10 protein-coding genes are annotated in these 16,175 nt (G+C 70.8%); 1 reads left to right on the plus strand and 9 read right to left on the minus strand.

Features of this window, described 5'->3' with window-relative positions; translation table 11 throughout:
- The 9 genes from B0F77_RS09225 to B0F77_RS09265 form a co-directional block, all read right to left on the minus strand.
- Window positions 1-2,589: a PKD domain-containing protein gene (locus tag B0F77_RS09225; RefSeq protein WP_086662375.1), complete on the minus strand. Its 2,589-nt coding sequence runs from the start codon at window positions 2,587-2,589 to the stop codon at window positions 1-3.
- The gene (locus tag B0F77_RS09230) at window positions 2,586-4,799 is read right to left on the minus strand and encodes a transglutaminase TgpA family protein (protein WP_086662376.1); all 2,214 of its coding nucleotides are present in this window, start codon (window positions 4,797-4,799) and stop codon (window positions 2,586-2,588) included. The genes B0F77_RS09225 and B0F77_RS09230 overlap by 4 nt, the downstream gene beginning before the upstream one ends.
- Complete coding sequence (locus B0F77_RS09235) at window positions 4,796-5,923, minus strand: DUF58 domain-containing protein (RefSeq protein WP_086662377.1); 1,128 nt, start codon at window positions 5,921-5,923, stop codon at window positions 4,796-4,798. The genes B0F77_RS09230 and B0F77_RS09235 overlap by 4 nt, the downstream gene beginning before the upstream one ends.
- 6 nt (window positions 5,924-5,929) lie before the next feature.
- On the minus strand, window positions 5,930-6,886 hold the full coding sequence (locus B0F77_RS09240) for an AAA family ATPase (RefSeq protein ID WP_086662378.1): 957 nt from the start codon (window positions 6,884-6,886) through the stop codon (window positions 5,930-5,932).
- A gap of 75 nt (window positions 6,887-6,961) precedes the next feature.
- The gene (locus B0F77_RS09245; protein WP_086662379.1) at window positions 6,962-8,263 is read right to left on the minus strand and encodes a helix-turn-helix domain-containing protein; all 1,302 of its coding nucleotides are present in this window, start codon (window positions 8,261-8,263) and stop codon (window positions 6,962-6,964) included.
- 381 nt (window positions 8,264-8,644) lie between these two features.
- Entirely contained in the window at window positions 8,645-9,535 is an 891-nt protein-coding gene (locus tag B0F77_RS09250) for a dioxygenase (protein ID WP_086662380.1), read from the minus strand.
- Complete coding sequence (locus tag B0F77_RS09255) at window positions 9,532-10,542, minus strand: maleylacetate reductase (protein WP_086662381.1); 1,011 nt, start codon at window positions 10,540-10,542, stop codon at window positions 9,532-9,534. Before B0F77_RS09255 ends, B0F77_RS09250 begins: the two co-directional genes overlap by 4 nt.
- On the minus strand, window positions 10,539-12,341 hold the full coding sequence (locus B0F77_RS09260) for an FAD-dependent oxidoreductase (protein ID WP_086662382.1): 1,803 nt from the start codon (window positions 12,339-12,341) through the stop codon (window positions 10,539-10,541). The genes B0F77_RS09255 and B0F77_RS09260 overlap by 4 nt, the downstream gene beginning before the upstream one ends.
- A gap of 73 nt (window positions 12,342-12,414) precedes the next feature.
- Window positions 12,415-13,320 carry a helix-turn-helix transcriptional regulator gene (locus B0F77_RS09265; protein WP_169730907.1) on the minus strand — a complete coding sequence of 302 codons (906 nt, stop codon included), beginning with the start codon at window positions 13,318-13,320 and terminating at the stop codon, window positions 12,415-12,417.
- A gap of 520 nt (window positions 13,321-13,840) precedes the next feature.
- On the opposite strand from B0F77_RS09265, the gene B0F77_RS09270 reads away from it, so the two are divergent.
- Window positions 13,841-16,159 carry a sensor histidine kinase gene (locus tag B0F77_RS09270; protein WP_086662478.1) on the plus strand — a complete coding sequence of 773 codons (2,319 nt, stop codon included), beginning with the start codon at window positions 13,841-13,843 and terminating at the stop codon, window positions 16,157-16,159.
- Window positions 16,160-16,175: the final 16 nt, after the last annotated feature.

Consider the following 16,175-nt stretch of genomic DNA (forward strand, 5'->3'; position numbering starts at 1 on the left):
TCACACCAGGACCATGGTGTACCCGCGGCCCGCCGAGACGCTCAGGACACCGCTGCTGTACCGCGGCGGCACCGTCACCGGTCCGAGACCGTCCTCGCCCCAGGCGATGACGGCGCCGTTCGACTTCAGTGCCACGCTGTGCTGGATGGAGGCGTCGATCGCGATCACGCCGCTCTTGGCCTCCTGCGGTATCGAGGCCTGACCCCAGTCGTTGTCACCCCAGCCGATGACCGAGCCGTCGGACTTCAACGCCAGCGAAATCCAGCCCCCCGCGGCAATGGCGACCACATCCGCGCGGGCCTCGAGCGGTGGCTTGAGCAAGTCTTCGATCCAGCTTTCGCCGGGCGTCCAGACGATGACCGAGCCGTCCGCTTTCAGCGCCGCGCAATGGATCATCCCACCCCTGATCGCGATCACACCGGACCTGGCCGCCGCCGGCACCTCCACCTGCCCCGTCGAGCCGCCCCAGGTGACCACGGAACCGTCCTTCTTCAACGCCATGCTGAAGTCGTGACCGGCGTCGATCGCGATCACATCGCGCTGGGCGGCAGGCGGTACCACGTCCAGCCCTGCTATGTCCTTGCCGCCCCAGGTGATGACGGTGCCGTCCGCTTTCAGCGCCAGGCTGTGCACGAACCCGGCATCGATGGCGACCACGCCGCTGGACGCCTCCGGCGGCACCTGCAGCTGTCCCGAGGAGCTCTCACCCCAGGCGATCACGGAGCCGTCGGCCTTCAACGCCAGAGCGTGCGAGCCTCCCGCCGCGACCGCGATCACGCCGCTCGTCGCCGCCGCCGGTATGCCCAGCACCCCGGACCTGTCCCGGCCCCAGCCCTCCACGGCTCCGCGTGCGACCGTGAGCTCCTGCGAGGAGGTGGCCGTCGCCGTGCCTCTCGTGACGGTGAGCGAGACGGTGTACTGGCCCGCTGCGGGGAAGCTGTGGCTGAACTCGGCTGTGCCGGCGGTGGCCTCTGGCCGGCTCCTGCCTGACCTGGTGACGGTCCACGCCCACGTGTCCGGACGACCTGAGGTGCCCGCGCTGAATCGCACGAGCTCCCCGACGACCGGCTTGGGACGCTGGACGGAGAGTCCGGTGATCTGCGGGGGTGCTCCGACGGGATCCACGATGACCGTGGTCTTCGCCGTCACGCGCCTGCCAGAGCCGAGGACGGCGACGGCTTCGACGGTGTGCACGCCGGGTTGCTGCCACCTGTGGCGGACCGTCGCCCCGTGGCCGGCGGTTCCGTCGCCGAACTGCCAGTCGGCCTCGGCGTTCACCTCCGGCTGGAGCGTCATGGTCAGCTCGAGCTCGTCGCCGACCTCGGCCCGGTTGCCGGGTTTGACCACGATGGACGCCTTCGGCTCCAGCGCAGGGGCGTCCGGTCGTCTCGTGAGTCCGGGGGCCAGGACGCGCTCCGGCTGATCGATCTTCGTCACCTGCTGGGCCCGCTGTGCCCGTGGATCGGATTGCTGCGGGATGTCGTCGTCCCCGGTGGGAGCATCGGTGTGCTTGGTGATCGTCATGACGTCACCGGTCAGCTTCAGCACTCCGGCCGCGTTGCCACCGGGGTCGTTGAAGAAGACGACGTCGTCGTGAACGACCAGCTCGAACCGGATCGGCTCGGCGAAGAGCAGGCGTTGCGAGACCACGCTCCCGTCGGTGAGATCGACGATGACGGCTTCTCCGGTGGAGTAGTCCGGCACCACCGCGTGGTCGCCGACCTCGACCGGCGTCCCGAGGTCGGCGCCCGGGGTGGTGACCTTCACCGGTGCCGCGCAGGAGCGGGTGTCGAACGCGCACACGACCAGTTCGCCGCGGGTGCTGTTCGCGATGAGCACTCTCGACCGGTCGGCGGAGCCGCTGACGGTGACCACGTCGCCCGCGTTCAGGCCCGGCCGCACGGTGGTGGCGACGACTCCGGTTCCGGGGTGGAGGAGTTCGGCGACGTCCCGTTCGGGATCCACGAGTGCCGGCCGGCCCGTGGTGACTGTCAGGCGGCTGTTCCCGGCTTTGGCGGGACGGGACCGTCGTTGCCCGTCAGCGAGCCAGACCAGGTCACCGGTGCCGGCGTCGATCGCCCACAGCCGGCCCCTGCCGTCCACGACCACGCTGTCCGGCTGAAGCCGCTCGGCCAGCCGTGTCCGGTCACCGGACGATCGCATCGTGTGCGGGTCGACCGACACGACCGTTCCACTGTGGACGTCGACGCCGTAGACGACGTTCGGAGCGGTCTTCACCACGAGCCCGTTGCTCGCGGGAAGGTCGGCCCCCGACGGGGTGAGCTTCTCGGTGGCGCTGTCGATGCGGCTGAGCTGCCCGGTCTTCTGGTTCGCGAGGTAGGCGGCGGAGTTCTGCTGGGAGACGCTCAGCGCGGTTCCGGGCTCGGCGACTTTGGTGTGCGCCCGGACTTCGCCGGTGGTGCCGTCGACCAGTGACATCTCGCCGGTCCGGGTGGACGCGAGCCAGACCGCGCCGGAGTGCATGCGCACCCGCGCGGCGTCATATCCCGGCCCCGCCACGAGAACGGCAGCGGTGATCGACGCGGCGGCCATCGTCGCGACGAGTGCGCTGGTACGTCGCCGGGTCATCGATATCTCCCCACTTCCAGGCGTTCGCCGGCCTGACGTCGTTGCCGCGCGGTGCTCCAGACCGTCCACAGTGGACGTGGATCCACCGTCGCGCGCAGCCGGGTCACGGACACGCGCCGGCGGTGGAGCCGGGTGTGCAGCTGGGCCACCAGGCGCCAGGCCTCGTCGGCGTCGGACTCGTCGACGTGTTCCGGCGCGTAGATCGCCGTGGTCGCCAGTTCCGCCGACGCCTCGACCAGCCCGGCGGCGTCGCCGAGGACGCCGCGGACCTGCTGGGCGACCTCGTGGAACGTCAGCGACACCGGCGCCGCGATGCCCCGTTCGGTGAGCCGGTCGATCTGTTCCTGCCACGCGCCGAGCACGCGTGCCGCGGGATCGGGGTGCCGCCGCCGTCGTCTGCGGCGGTGGGCCTTGACGACCGCGACGAACCCGCAGGCCAGCAGGACCAACAGGATCGCGGCGAGCACGACCGGCACGGTGCTGTCGCGGACGCTGTGCCAGCCGAACCCCCGCCCGTCCGCGGCCTCGGCACGTCGTGACTCGGCCGGCGGTGCGGTGGTCGGCGGGGCTGGTTGCGGCGGAACCACCCGGGGTGCCTCCGCCTGCTGGTTCTGCGAAGGGGTGTAGTCCGCGCTGGTGGGCTCGAACGCCACCCAGCCGTAGCCGGCGAAGTGCACCTCCGGCCAGGCGTGGGCGTCGGCGGTGCTGACCTGGAAAGCGCCACCCCGGTAGGTGCGCAGGCGATAACCGACGGCGACCCTGGCCGGGAACCCCATCGACCTGGCGACCACGGTGAACGCGGCGGCGTGCTGTTCGGCGTAGCCACCGTTGGTGTTCGAGCCGGACAGCAGGCGGCTGATGGCGGCGTAGGAGTGTCCTGGCGGCCCGTCCGGGTCGGTCCCGAGCCCCCGGAAGCTGTTCTCGAGGTCGACGAGCTTTTCGTAACTGGTGAGACCCTCGCGATCGGTGGCCATCGCGCGGACGGCTTCCGGCAGACCGTCCGGAAGGGACCGCGAGTGCCCGGACGTCGCGGTGGCCTGTGCCAGGCCCTCGTCCCGGACGCCGATCTCACCCGTCACGTCGTAGCTGAGCCCCTGCAGTTTCGGCGCGGTGCTGATGAGCACGCCCGAGTTCGGGGCGAACCCGAGCAGGCCCCGGTTGCCGCCGGTCGCCTCCAGCCGGGACGGCCAGCCGATGACGGGCAGGTACGGGCCGGCGAGGTCTTTCAGTTCGATGTGGGCCTTCACCTGCTTGCCGTTGGTCAGCGCGGCGTCGCCGGTGAGGTGGCTGCCCGCCACGCGATAGGTGTCCTCGGAGGTCCAGATGGTGCCGTCGAACACGTCCAGCGCGGCGGTGCGGATGCGGTCGACCTGGGTGTAGGACTCGACGTCGAGGCGCACGGTGAACAGCTCGCGGGCGGGTTTGTCGTTGAGCTGGCTCTTCAACCGCGCCAGCGGGGTGAGGGTGTCGGTGCCCGTGACCGGTGGCGCGAGCAGGTCGCGGATGTCGAAGCGGTGCTGGCCTGACGCGATCGGCAGCACCTGACCGCCCACGATTCCGAACAACACGCTGGCGGCGACCACCAGGCCCGCGACGCCGAAGGCGCCGGCGGATCGGGGTGACCGCCGTTCGGTCCGGACGGTGCCGGTGCCGGCGGAGCGCTGCGCGCGGACGGCGATCAGCGACAGGGCCGCTGCCAGGAACACGACAGTGGCGATCGCGTGCCCGCCCGCCTGGTTGCCGACGACGAACACGGCGAACAGGAAACCGGCCAGGGACGGCGCCAGTGGTGCCAGCACGGTCCGCGTTCGCCGGGCGAGCGCGACCGATGTGAACGCCGCCGCCCACATCACCAGGGTGGGGACCACCAGCAGTTCGCCCCACGGGTCCGCCGGCACCACCACGGCGAGCAGGCGGTTCCAGCTGCCGCGCGTGCCGTCGAGGACCTCGGAGCCCGCGCCGCGGAACACCCCGAAGACCAGGACCAGTGCCAGCCCCGCGACGGCCAGCACCGGGGTGGTCCACGCACGCCGGCTCGGCACCGCCGTCACGCCGCCGACGAGGCACGCCAGCCCCAGTGTCAGCAGGTAGCCCGGCGTGGCGAAGAACTCGTGGTACACGAGTGCCCCGGCGGCGGACGCGGCGAGCGCCAGCGTCACCTCGACGACGGCCGTGCCCGGAGCGAACGCGCTCAGCTTCAGCCGGCTCATCGCAGCACCAGCCGGTTCCAGCCGGCGGCGAACTGGTCGCTGGTCGGCGCGGCGACGGCGAGCACGCCGCGTGGGCGCGGCACCGGGTCCGCGGTGGTCAGCTGGGCGAGGCTGATCGAGAGGAAGCGGGGGCGCAGCAACATCAGCAGCTGGGCGATCTCGGCGTCCACTCGACCGGTGACCACGGTCAGGGCGATGCCCTGGGTGTCGGAGACCACGTCGTGCAGCTGTGCGGGGAGCGTCGCGAGACCGAGGCCGGAAGTGTCTACTGTGGACAGGAACTCCAGGGCTGTGCTGCTCGACTCCCGTTTCAGGGCACCGGTTGTGCGGAGCTGGAACGGGAGACCCGTGGATTCGGCCGCGACGCAGAACGACGCGGCGACGCGGACGGCGTCCTCGAACGACGAACCGGCGTAGGGGGCGGCGCTCGTGTCGAGGACGACCAGCTGGCGCGGTTCGTCGGGCACGACCACCTGGCGGGCCATCACCGTGCCGGTGCGGGCGGTGGCGCCCCAGTGGATGCGGCGCCAGTCGTCGCCCGGCACGTACTCCCGCAGGCTGTGGAACGCCGCGCCGCCCAGAGGGGCGCTGCTGTTCGTCGGGCCTTCGGCGTCCTGCGGGCCGCCGGTCGCGATCAGGGCGAGCGGGTGCACGCGCGGGTAGACGTGCACGACGAGTTCGCTGCCGCGGGGCCGGCCGCGGTGCAGGAGGCGCAGCGGGTCGGAGTGGCCCAGTTCCACCGGGGGGATCAGGTAACGGCCGCGTTTGGTGGCCGGCAGCGCGTAGCCCACCGTGCAGCTGTCGCCGGTGGCGAGGGCGGGCACCGGCACGGTGGTGCGGTGGCCGCCGACGGTTTCGGTGACCAGCAGCGGTGGGCTGCGGCGGCGGCCGATGTTCGTGACGGTCAGGGTGCCTTGGGCGGCGCTGCCCTCGAAGACGCGGTGTGGCCGGACCTCGCGCACGACGGTCAGGCGGGGTGCGGCCACCAGCCACACGGCCGCGAGCAGCAGGGTCGCCGCGGCGGCGAGGCCCAGGGTCACCAGCTCGGGGTAGTCGGCCCAGACGCCGAGGGCCACCAGGGCGACGGCGGTGCAGGCCATCGCCGCGCCGGTTCTGGTCAGCACCTCGGATCACCCACCGGCCGGCACCGGCGCGGCGGCGAGGACCTCGGTGAGGATCGACTCGGCGGTGCGTTGCTGGATGCGGGCTTCTGGCGTGAGCAGCAGACGGTGGTTGAGGACCGGGACCGCGACCGCCTTGACGTCGTCGGCGGTCACGAACGGGCGGCCGGCGGCCAGCGCGTAGGCCTGCGCGGCGGTCACCAGTGCGATGCCGCCGCGGGGGCTCACGCCCAGTTCGACGTCGGGGTGCACCCTGGTCGCCCGGATCAGCCGGGCGACGTACTCGCGGAGGTTGTCGGCCACCCGCTGGTCGCGCACCGCGCGGATCATGAGACGCAGGTCGTCGAGCTCCATCACGGACTTGAGTTCGTCCGGGCGGCGCCGGGTGACGCCGTAGGACAGGATGCTGACCTCGTCGTCCAGGTTCTCGGGATAGCCGATGCTGATGCGCATCATGAACCTGTCCAGCTGCGCTTCCGGCAGGGCGTAGGTGCCCTGGTGTTCCACCGGGTTCTGGGTGGCGATGCACAGGAACGGGTACGGGACCGGGACGGGGCGGCCGTCCACGGTCACCTGGCCCTCGGCCATCACCTCGAGCAGCGCGGACTGGGTTTTGGGGGAGGCGCGGTTGATCTCGTCGCCGAGCAGGATGTGGGTGAAGACCGGGCCTTGGCGGAACTCGAAGCGCGAGCGGCCCTGGTCGTAGACCTGCACGCCGGTCACGTCGGACGGCAGCAGGTCCGGGGTGAACTGGATCCGCTTGACCTCCGCGCCCGCCACCGAGCGGGCGATGGCCTTGGCCAGCGAGGTCTTCGCGACGCCCGGTACGTCCTCGATCAGCAGGTGGCCCTCGGCGAGCAGGCACACCAGTGCCAGCCGGACCACCTCGGGCTTGCCCCGGATGAAGTCCTCGACGTTCGCGGCCAGCGCCTCGAACCGACGCTGGAAAATGGCCGCATCGGACACTTCAAAGCCCCCATCGTGCGTGCATCAGCGGTTTTCTCGCCCCCGCCGAAATGAATCAGGCCAGAGTGAATCAGGTCAGTGAATCGGGCTGCGCAGGGCGGCGTTGAGCCGGGGGTACACGTCGCGGACGGCGGCGTGGTCGCGTTCGCGGCCGAGCAGGCGGGCCAGGCGCTTCAGGTCCTGCCGGACGGTGGCCGAGTCGACCAGGTCGGCGGCGTCGAGGACCTTCGTGGCCAGGGCGCTCGCGTGGTCGATGTCGCCGGCGGCGGCGTAGGCGAGGGCGCGGCGGGCACCGAAGCGCGCGTGGGTGCGGTGGGCGGTGTCGGGCACCAGGGACAGCTGCCGGTCGAAGACGTCCGCCGCCTCGCGGGACCGGCCCAGGTCGTGCATGCACCAGGCGGCGACCAGGCTGTTCAGGTCGGCGCCGCTGACCGAGGCCGAGCCGATCGTCATGCCGCTGGCGGCGTCGGCCTTGTCGAGCAGGGCGGCGGCGCGGTCGAGTGCGCGCTGGCAGTTGTCGTAGTCGCAGGCCAGGGCGTGTCCCTGTGCCTCGCGCAACGCGGCGAGTCCCTGGACCCGCGGCGACGTGCCGGGCGCGGCCTGCGCCTGCTGGGCCAGGTCGACGGTGCCCACGGCGTCGTCGCGGTAGAGCGTGATCAACGCCTGCCTGATCAGCGAGTACGTGGCCAGTTCGGTGTCACCGGCCGCGGCGCCCATCTCGACGGCGTTGCGGGTCCACCACATCGCGGCCCGGTCGTCGCCCGCCTCCTGGGCCATCCACCCCGCGTACTCGCTGTAGCGGGCGGCCAGGCCGAGCAACTGCTCACGGACCGGCGTGGGCGCGCCGTTCGCCATCCCGCGCAGGGTGTGGGTGTGCACGGTGACCATCGGCAGCACGACGCTGGGGCTCGTGGTCTGTCCGAGCTGCCTGACCTGGGCGAACAGTGAACGGAACGCCGCGAGCGTGCCGTCGTGCGCCGCCGACGCCGAAGCGCTGCGGGGAGCGCCCAGGGTCAGCCCGAGCAACGAGGCCGCGCCCGTCGCGATCGCCTCGCGCCGAGGCATCGGAACCATCCAGCTCGAACCATCCGGAGCCATGCTCATCACCCACACTTCGCCGTCGCCGTCGGCCGCGACGGCTGCCGGCGGGCTCGCGGGTGTGGGCTGGTCCACGAGGCAGGCCAGCCGTCCACCGGCTCCGAGAACCGCGTCACAGCGCCGGGCCAGATCAACACCTGGTTGCTTCAGTCCAGTCTCGATCTTGCCCAGATAGCCCTTGCTGTAGTGGACCTGCTGCGCCAGCGTCGCCAGCGACAGGCCCGCCGCGGTGCGCAGGCGCCGCAGTTCCACACCAAAGACATCCGACTGCTCAGCCATGAGTCCCCGCCCCCACACCCCTCAGCACCCGCCTGACCACCAGCGGCGGTCGTTGCAGACTACTGAGCCGGTTGTCGCAGGCCCAGTCCCGAGGGCGTCGGTGCGGGCAGACGTCTGGCTGCACAGTTCGAAGTCTGCTGGGCCGCCCGGCCGATTCCCAGGCGTCTCCCGTCGCCTGCCCGATCGGGAGACGGGAGACCCCTGCCGTGCTGCTCCTGGCGGCGCGATGCTGGTTCCAGACGGGGACTTGGTCGGTCACCGTCGGGTTCTGGGGGGTTGTGGCGGCAGGACGGGGCTGGGGGCCTGGTCCTGCCGTCACAAGTAACTGGTGAAGGGGGAGTGGCAACGTGAACAGGGACTGGACGGGCGCGCCCTCCTGAGTCAGCGGGGTGCCAGCACGACGTCGAAGCGGGTACGGGTCCACGCCAGGTCGGCGAGGGCCCTGCCGTCGGGAGCGGGGGTTCCCGGTGGCTGTTCGGCGAACCGCTTGACGAGGGATTCCTTCACGCCGAACACGGAGTCGCCGATCTCCAACTGCGGATCGCCCTCGACGAAGACGTGCGTGACGAGGGTGCGGAAGCCGTCCGCGGTGACCATGAAGTGCAGGTGGGCGGCGCGCATCGGGGACCGGCGCGTCGCCTCCAGCAGGGTGCCGACCGGGCCGTCGTCCGGGATCGGGTACGGCGTCGGGGTCACGCCCCAGAACGCGAACGTGCCGTCGGGCTCGGAGAACAGGTGGCCGCGGCCGGACACGCGGTCGTCGGGGTACTGCACGTCGTAGCGGCCGTCCTCGTCGGCCTCCCACGCCTCGATCCGGGCGCCCGCGATCGGGTTCCCGTCGGTGTCGCGGACCGATCCCTCGACCCAGCACGGGGTTCCGGGGGCGCCCGCGGCGATGTTGCCGCCGTTGCCCACCAGTGGCGACCGCTCCACGAAGAACGGCCCGAAGACGGTCGCCTCGGTGGCGTTCCCGTGCGCCTCGTTGTTCACCGCGATCGTCTGCATCGACGCGCCGAGCACGTCGGACAGCAGGATGAACTCCTGCCGCTTCTCGTCGGTGATGTGGCCGGCCGCGGTCAGGAACTCGATGGCCCGAGTCCATTCTTCTTCCGTCAGGCGCACTTCGCGGATGAACGCGTGCAGGTGCCGCGTCAACGACTCCAGCAGTTCCTTCAGCCGCGGGTCCGGGGTCCGGGAGAACGACGCGACGACCTCAGCGGTGAGGCGTTCCTCGATCTGTTGCTGCGCCTGAACTTCGGCAGAGACGGTCATGCTCGGCTCCACGGGTTCCGGCCCGCCTGCGCGGCGGCGAGCAGTGCGGTCAGGTCGTCCTCGGTGACCGGGCGGGGGTTCGACGGGGGCACGGACGGCAGGATCAGCCGGGCGGCTTCGGCGACGTCGGGCACACCGCGCAGCACGTGGGAGGCGCCGATGTCGTCGTAGAAGGAGATCAGGTCGGTGCCGAGCGCTTCGGCGATCCGGCCGGCTGCCTGTGGTGCCGCGGAAGCGTTGAACGCCAGCACGTACGGGAGAATCGCCGTGTGGGTCGCGGCGTGCGGGAGGTCGTAGGCGCCGCCCAGGACGTGGCAGATCTTGTGGTGCAGCCCGGATCCCGCGGAGGCGAACGCCACGGCGGACAGGTAGGCGCCGTAAAGGGTCTGCTCGCGGCCGTCCGGGGTGGTGATCCGCCGAAGCCCGCTGCTCAACGCGCGAATGCCTTCCACCGCAAGGGCTTGGTTGATCGGGTCGGTGCGTGGAGCCCACATCGAGTCGACGCAGTGCGCGAGCGCGTTGCAGCCGGAGGCGATCGCCATGTCGCCGGGCAACGACTCGGTGAGCGCCGCGTCGTAGATGACGGTCACGGGCAGCACTCGGTCGTCGGTGCCGGTGGTCTTGCGCGCGGACTCGGTCAGGCCCCAGACGTTGGTCGCCTCGGAACCCGCGTAGGTGGTGGGCACGGCGACGATCGGCAGGCCGGTGGTCAGCGCGACGGCTTTGGCCAGTCCGGTCGTGGATCCGCCACCGACGCTCACCAGCAGGTCCGCGCCGGACGAGGCGGCCTGTGCCCGAGCGCGTTCGGCGTTGGCGACGGGGACGTGCGGCGCCACGTCCGCGCAGTGCGCCACCACGTCGATCTTCGAGGTCACCTCGTGCGCGTCCTCGGCGATCAGCAGGACGCGCCGGGCACCCAGCCGTTCGACCTCCGCGGCGAGGTTCGCGGCCGCCTCGCCCGTGCCGAACAGGACGCGCTGGCCGAGGGTGGTGTGCTCGAACTTCACGCGCTCTCCTCCCGGCTGAGGATCGTGGTCAGAACGGACATCAGTTCGGCTTCGGGATCGGTGGGCAGCGCCTGGCTGCGCCAGGCGACGTGCTTGTCCGGACGCACCAGCACCGCCCCGTCCTCGTCCACACCGGACAGTCGCGACCAGTCGAAGTAGAGGTCCGTCACCGCGCGTCCGGGACCGATGACCACGGCCCGCACCGGCACGCCGAGCCGGTCGGCCGCCTTCTGCGCCGCGTCGGCCCACGCCTCGCCGGTGATCCCGGTCAGCAACGTGAACTCGCCGTACGGCACCAGGTCGTGCGTGGAGTGCTTGCGCGTGCTGTCACCGACCCAGGCGTGCGGCAACCGGGCTCCCGGCCACGTCGACGGCTCGTAGTAGAGCTCCGGATCGCGCTCCGGTTCCGGGCGGGTCGTGCCGTCGGGAACCACGGCGCTGGACCGGTAGCTCTGGCCCATCTCCACGCCGTGGGCGTTGAACTCGTAGTTCTTCAGCTCCATGGCCTCCCGCACGGCGGCGCGCTTGGCGGCACCGGCCGGGCTGACGTCCTTGCGCTCCTCGATCTGCGCGTGCATCTGCTCGGCCGACTGGGCCGCGTCGAGACCGAGCGCCTCGAACAACGCGCCGAACTCGCGAGCGGACTTGTTGGCGCGCAACACGATCTGCTGTGCCACCGGAGCACGCTCCGCGGAGTAGGTGTCGAGCAACGACGGCCCCGCCTGTCCGTTGAGGACGGTCGCCAGCTTCCACGCCAGGTTGTAGGAGTCCTGGATCGAGGTGTTGGAGCCGAGCCCGTTGCTCGGCGGGTGCTTGTGCACCGCGTCGCCGGCGCAGAACACCCGCCCCTGCTGCAACCGGGTGGCGTACTGCTCGTTGTTGCCCCACAACGAGATCCCGGTGATCTCCGCGTCGAGGGCGGGATCGCCGACGAGGTTGCGCACGATCCGCAGCGCGTCGTCCTCGGTCACCTCGGGAACGCCCTGTGCGAGGTCGAAGCCCCAGACGATCAGCCATTCGTTCCACGGCCGCACCATCCGCACGAGGCCCGCGCCGATGCCGCCGACGTTCGCGCCGGGCTGGATCACCCAGTACAGCACCGAAGGACGGTGCCGGCAGAGGTCGGAGAGGTCCGCTTTGAAGGTGATGTTCATCGACCCGGCGACGTCCATCCGTCCCTCGTAAGGCAGGTCCAGATCGGCCGCCACCGCGGACCGGGCGCCGTCCGCACCGATGAGGTACTTCGCGCGGATCGTGTACTCGGCGCCGGTGAGCCGGTTCAGCACTCGCACGCTCACGCCGTCGGCGTCCTGCGAGTGGCCCAGGTACTCGGTGCTGAACTGCGTCTGCGTGCCGCGCGCCGTCGCGTTGCGGACGAGGATCGGTTCCAGGTAGGTCTGTGGGATGTCGCAGTTGAGCGACGGTGACGCGAGCGCGTGGTCGGCGTGCCGGGCGGGGTGGTTGCCCCACGTCAGGATGCGGCCGATCTCCTCGCCGGTGATCGAGGTGCAGAACACCGTGTCGCCGATCAGGTGGTGCGGCGTGGCGTCCGCGAGCACCTGGTCCTCGATGCCGACGTCGCGGAAGATCTCCATCGTGCGCTGGTTGGTGATGTGCGCGCGAGGGGTGTTGGCCGTCCACCGGTACTTCGTGATCATGATGTTCGGGACGCCGAGCGTCGACAGGAAGAGCGCCGCGGAGGCCCCTGCCGGGCCCGATCCCACGATCAGCACATCGGTCTCGACCACGGTGTGCGTCGGCGGGGACGTGTCGGCGAGACCGTCGTGGAAAGTCACCATGCCGCACACCGTGACAGCCCGGCGCCGCCGTGAGGGCCCCTGACGCCGGACGTGGCGGAAACAGGCAAAAACCCTAGTCGCGGCGGTCCTTGCACGGCGGGGTGCCGAACCGCGCCCGGTAGGTCCGCGAGAAGTGGGCCTGCGAGGCGAAACCGCTGCGGGAGGCGATCTCGGCCAGCGAGATCGGCTCGGCGAGCAGGCACCGGGCGGCGTCGAGCCGGGCCGTGAGCACCGCCTGCGGGACGCTCTGCCCGGACCGCGCGAACAACCGCGAGAGATGCCGTTCGGAGTACCCGATCGCGGCGGCGATCCGGCTCGCGGACAGGTCCTGGTCGGCCAGATGAGCGGCGATGTACGCGTGCGCCGCGGCCAGGTCGCCGGTGTCCGAGCGGTCACCGCCGAGCAACGTGCCGAGCAGGCTCGTCGCGACGTGGTCGAGGCCGTCCCAGTCCGCCGGGCCGCCGCGCAGGGCTGCGGACAGCGCGGTGACGAGCGCCTGCGCGTGCGCGTTGTCCTGGAAGCTGAACACCTGTGGCCGAACGGGCCTGGTCCGGCGCACAAGGGTGCGCGGCGCCTTCAGCACGAGTTCGGTCAGGCCGTGGGAGAAGGCCCGCTGGAACGGCTGGTCGCCGTCCACCACGAGCCCCTGCCCCGGCACGACCAGCTCACGGCCACCGCGGTGCTCGAACTCGCTCGCACCGGCCAGCGCGAAGTAGACGACCACGCCGTCGGCCGGGTGTTCGGCGATCTGCCGGACGTCCCGTTCGACGGCGTGCGGCGATCCGCTCACCCGCGCCAGTTGCAGCCGGGGCAGGGTGAGGTTGACCTCCGTGCCGTCGAACGGCCGGTCGCCGAAGGGGCGCGCCCGCAGGCCGACCAGCGCGCGGGCGTTGTGCTCCTCCCACCCGGCGAGCCGGCGCGAGCCCGGGAGGTCGTGCGTCCGGAACCTCGTCAGGCCGGGCGGGTGCACGGATGCCATTCCTCCACGATAAACCGAGGTCGGCTCGACTCCGACGACCTGCCGCACGGCGCACGCACGTTCGAATGTGTGGAAAGCCACCGGTGACGGAACGCGACACTCGGTTGCAATGCGTTATTGCGATAGAAGATTTCGCTCGGAATGTCAAGTTGGCTGCCAATAACACCGTGTTTGTCGAGTTCGGTTCGAGAAAGCCCAGTTGGCATCGTGCGTGCCCGAACAAGCATTGGTGACCGTTCTACCTGCGAGAGCGTGTTCACGCGCGACAAGAGCAGGTCAGGGATGAGGCCAGACCCGACGCCAGGGGGTGTTGCGGTGGTCATCCGACTGAGTACTCTCTACGCCAACCCCAAGATCATCGCCTGTTGATCGAGTTGATCTTGCAGTGCTATCTTTCCGTCGCCAATTCGGGTGGTCGTGGAGCGTTGTGAAGCTGAAGACTGCGCCTGATACGAATTACAAGACAATTCGTTCACGGCTCACTGGTGTGGTGGTCGTTCCCAGCATCGTCCTTCTGGCCATGTGGGCACTGTTCTCGTCCTACACCGTGTTCGAGGGTCTCTACCTGCAGCTGGTCGCCTCCGGTGTGCGAGACGCGTCGATCCCGGCGGTCCAGTCGTTCGCGTCGCTGCAGAAGGAACGCGAGCTCAGCATGACCAGCCTGAGCAAGCCCGGTTCCAGCACCACGGCGCTGATCAAGCAGCAGCAGGACACCGACGTGGACCTCGGCAAGATGAAGGCCGCCTTCGCCGAGCTCGCCTCCCAGGCGCCGCAGGAGGTCGTCGACGGGATCGGCAAGCTCAACGGGCTGCTGGACCAGCTTCCGCAGCAGCGGGCCGCGCTCGAGGCCGGTACCGCGTCCAAGCCCGAGATCTACCGCTACTACAACAGCGTGCTCGACGCCGGTGCGGCGCTGTTCAACACGCAGGCCCGCATCGTGCCGGACGCCGAGACGGTGCAGGGCGCGCTGGCCGCGGTGCAGTACTTCCAGGCCGCCGACTCGATGTCGCGCGCCGGTTCGGTCGCCGCGGGCGCGCTGGCGGTGGGCAGGTTCACGCCGGAGGAGCACCGCGAGTTCGTCTATCTCGTTGGCGCGTACCGGTCTTCGCTCAACTCGATCGAGCCCTACGCCCTGCCGAACGTGCGCGAGCACTTCAAGTCGGTCGTCGCCAGCGCCCAGTGGCAGCAGCTGGTGACCCTCGAGAACCGCCTGCTGCAGAACGCGGAACGACCCATCGGGCAGTCCGTCGGGGTGACCGACTGGGAGAACGCCGACCGCGCGGTGTCCGCCGAGCTGACCAAGCTGGTGCAGGAGCAGTCCGACGGCGCCGTGAACGTGGCCATGGCCAACGGCAAGAACAAGTTCACCACGGTGATGATCGGCAGTCTGATCGCGCTGATCGCCGTGATCGCGGGCATCTTCGTCGCCGTGCGGGTGTCCAGCCGGCTGGTCAACAAGGCGTTGATCGTCCGGCTCACCAGCCTGAAGAGCGACTCGCTCAAGCTCGCGCACGAACGGCTGCCGGACATCGTCGAGCGGTTGCGCGAGGGCAAGCACGTCGACGTCGCCGCCGAGGTTCCCGCGCTCGACTACGGCAACGACGAGATCGGTCAGGTGGCCGACGCGTTCAACGCCGCGCAGTACACCGCCGTCGCCGCGGCGGTGAAGGAGAGCCAGACCCGTGAGGGCGTCAACCGGGTCTTCCTCGACATCGCGCGCCGCAACCAGGGCCTGGTGCACCGCCAGCTCAAGATCCTCGACAAGCTGGAGCGCGAGGAGGAGAACCCCGACCACCTCGACGCGTTCTTCCAGCTCGACCACCTCGCCACCCGTGCGCGGCGCAACGCCGAGAACCTGATCATCCTGACCGGCGAGCAGCCGGGACGGCAGTGGCGCAAGCCCGTGCGCATGCTCGACGTCGTGCGCGCCGCGGTCGCCGAGACCGAGCAGTACGCCCGCGTGAAGGTGCACCCGGTGCCGGAGGTGGCGCTGGTCGGTGCCGCCGTCGCGGACACGATCCACCTGATCGCCGAGCTGGTCGACAACGCGACCTCGTTCTCCTCACCGCGGTCGCAGGTCGAGGTGCACAGCAGCGAGGTGCCGCAGGGTCTCGTCCTGGAGATCGAGGACCACGGTCTCGGCATCAAGCCCGATGACCGCGAGCAGCACAACAAGATGCTGGCCGCGCCGCCGGACTTCGAGGCGATGCGCCTGCGCGGCGAGTCCCGCCTCGGCCTGTTCGTCGTCGCCCGGCTGGCGGCCCGCCGCGGCATCCACGTCGAGCTGCGCGACTGCCCGTCCGGCGGCACGATCGCGCTGGTGCTGGTCCCGTCCGACCTGATCGTCGGCGACGCGGGCGTGGTCGACCCCGCGGAACCCGTGCAGATGCCCAAGCCGACGTTCCGGCAGCAGACGCTCGCGCAGACCGCGCTCCCGCAGGCCGAGGACGTCGTGCTCGACGCCAGGTCCACCCCGGGACTGGACGAGTTCTGGGCAGGGGGAGGAGTGGGAAACGTCCCGGACTCCCGCCGGGCCGAGGACCACGGCAGCGGCAGCATCGTCGGCGTGCTGCCCGTACCAGACCGCCAGCCCGACCCCTGGCCCGCCGAGGCCCCCCAGGCAGGTGAAGCGCCGCGTCAGGACACCCGGCCGGAGCTGCCTCGCCGCCGCCGGCAGCAGCACCTGGTGCCGCAGCTGGCGAACGACGACCACCGGCCGGAGCCCGACTTCACCGAGGTCAACACCGAGGAACGGGCGGAACGAACTCGCGACGGCATGTCGGCCTTCCAGCAGGGCACCCGTACTGCCCGCCAGGCCGACGACGCCGTCGAACCGTGATCACACCCACGACTGA

Source organism: Lentzea kentuckyensis (genome assembly GCF_002150765.1).
Taxonomy (GTDB): Bacteria; Actinomycetota; Actinomycetes; order Mycobacteriales; family Pseudonocardiaceae; genus Lentzea; species Lentzea kentuckyensis.

Coding starts and splice junctions, on each gene's coding strand:
- B0F77_RS09265 (WP_169730907.1), bottom strand. CDS start 13,320: ATGGCATCCGTGCACCCGCCCGGCCTGACGAGGTTCCGGACGCACGAC.
- B0F77_RS09270 (WP_086662478.1), top strand. CDS start 13,841: ATGTGGGCACTGTTCTCGTCCTACACCGTGTTCGAGGGTCTCTACCTG.
- B0F77_RS09250 (WP_086662380.1), bottom strand. CDS start 9,535: ATGACCGTCTCTGCCGAAGTTCAGGCGCAGCAACAGATCGAGGAACGC.
- B0F77_RS09225 (WP_086662375.1), bottom strand. CDS start 2,589: ATGACCCGGCGACGTACCAGCGCACTCGTCGCGACGATGGCCGCCGCG.
- B0F77_RS09245 (WP_086662379.1), bottom strand. CDS start 8,263: ATGGCTGAGCAGTCGGATGTCTTTGGTGTGGAACTGCGGCGCCTGCGC.
- B0F77_RS09230 (WP_086662376.1), bottom strand. CDS start 4,799: ATGAGCCGGCTGAAGCTGAGCGCGTTCGCTCCGGGCACGGCCGTCGTC.
- B0F77_RS09260 (WP_086662382.1), bottom strand. CDS start 12,341: ATGGTGACTTTCCACGACGGTCTCGCCGACACGTCCCCGCCGACGCAC.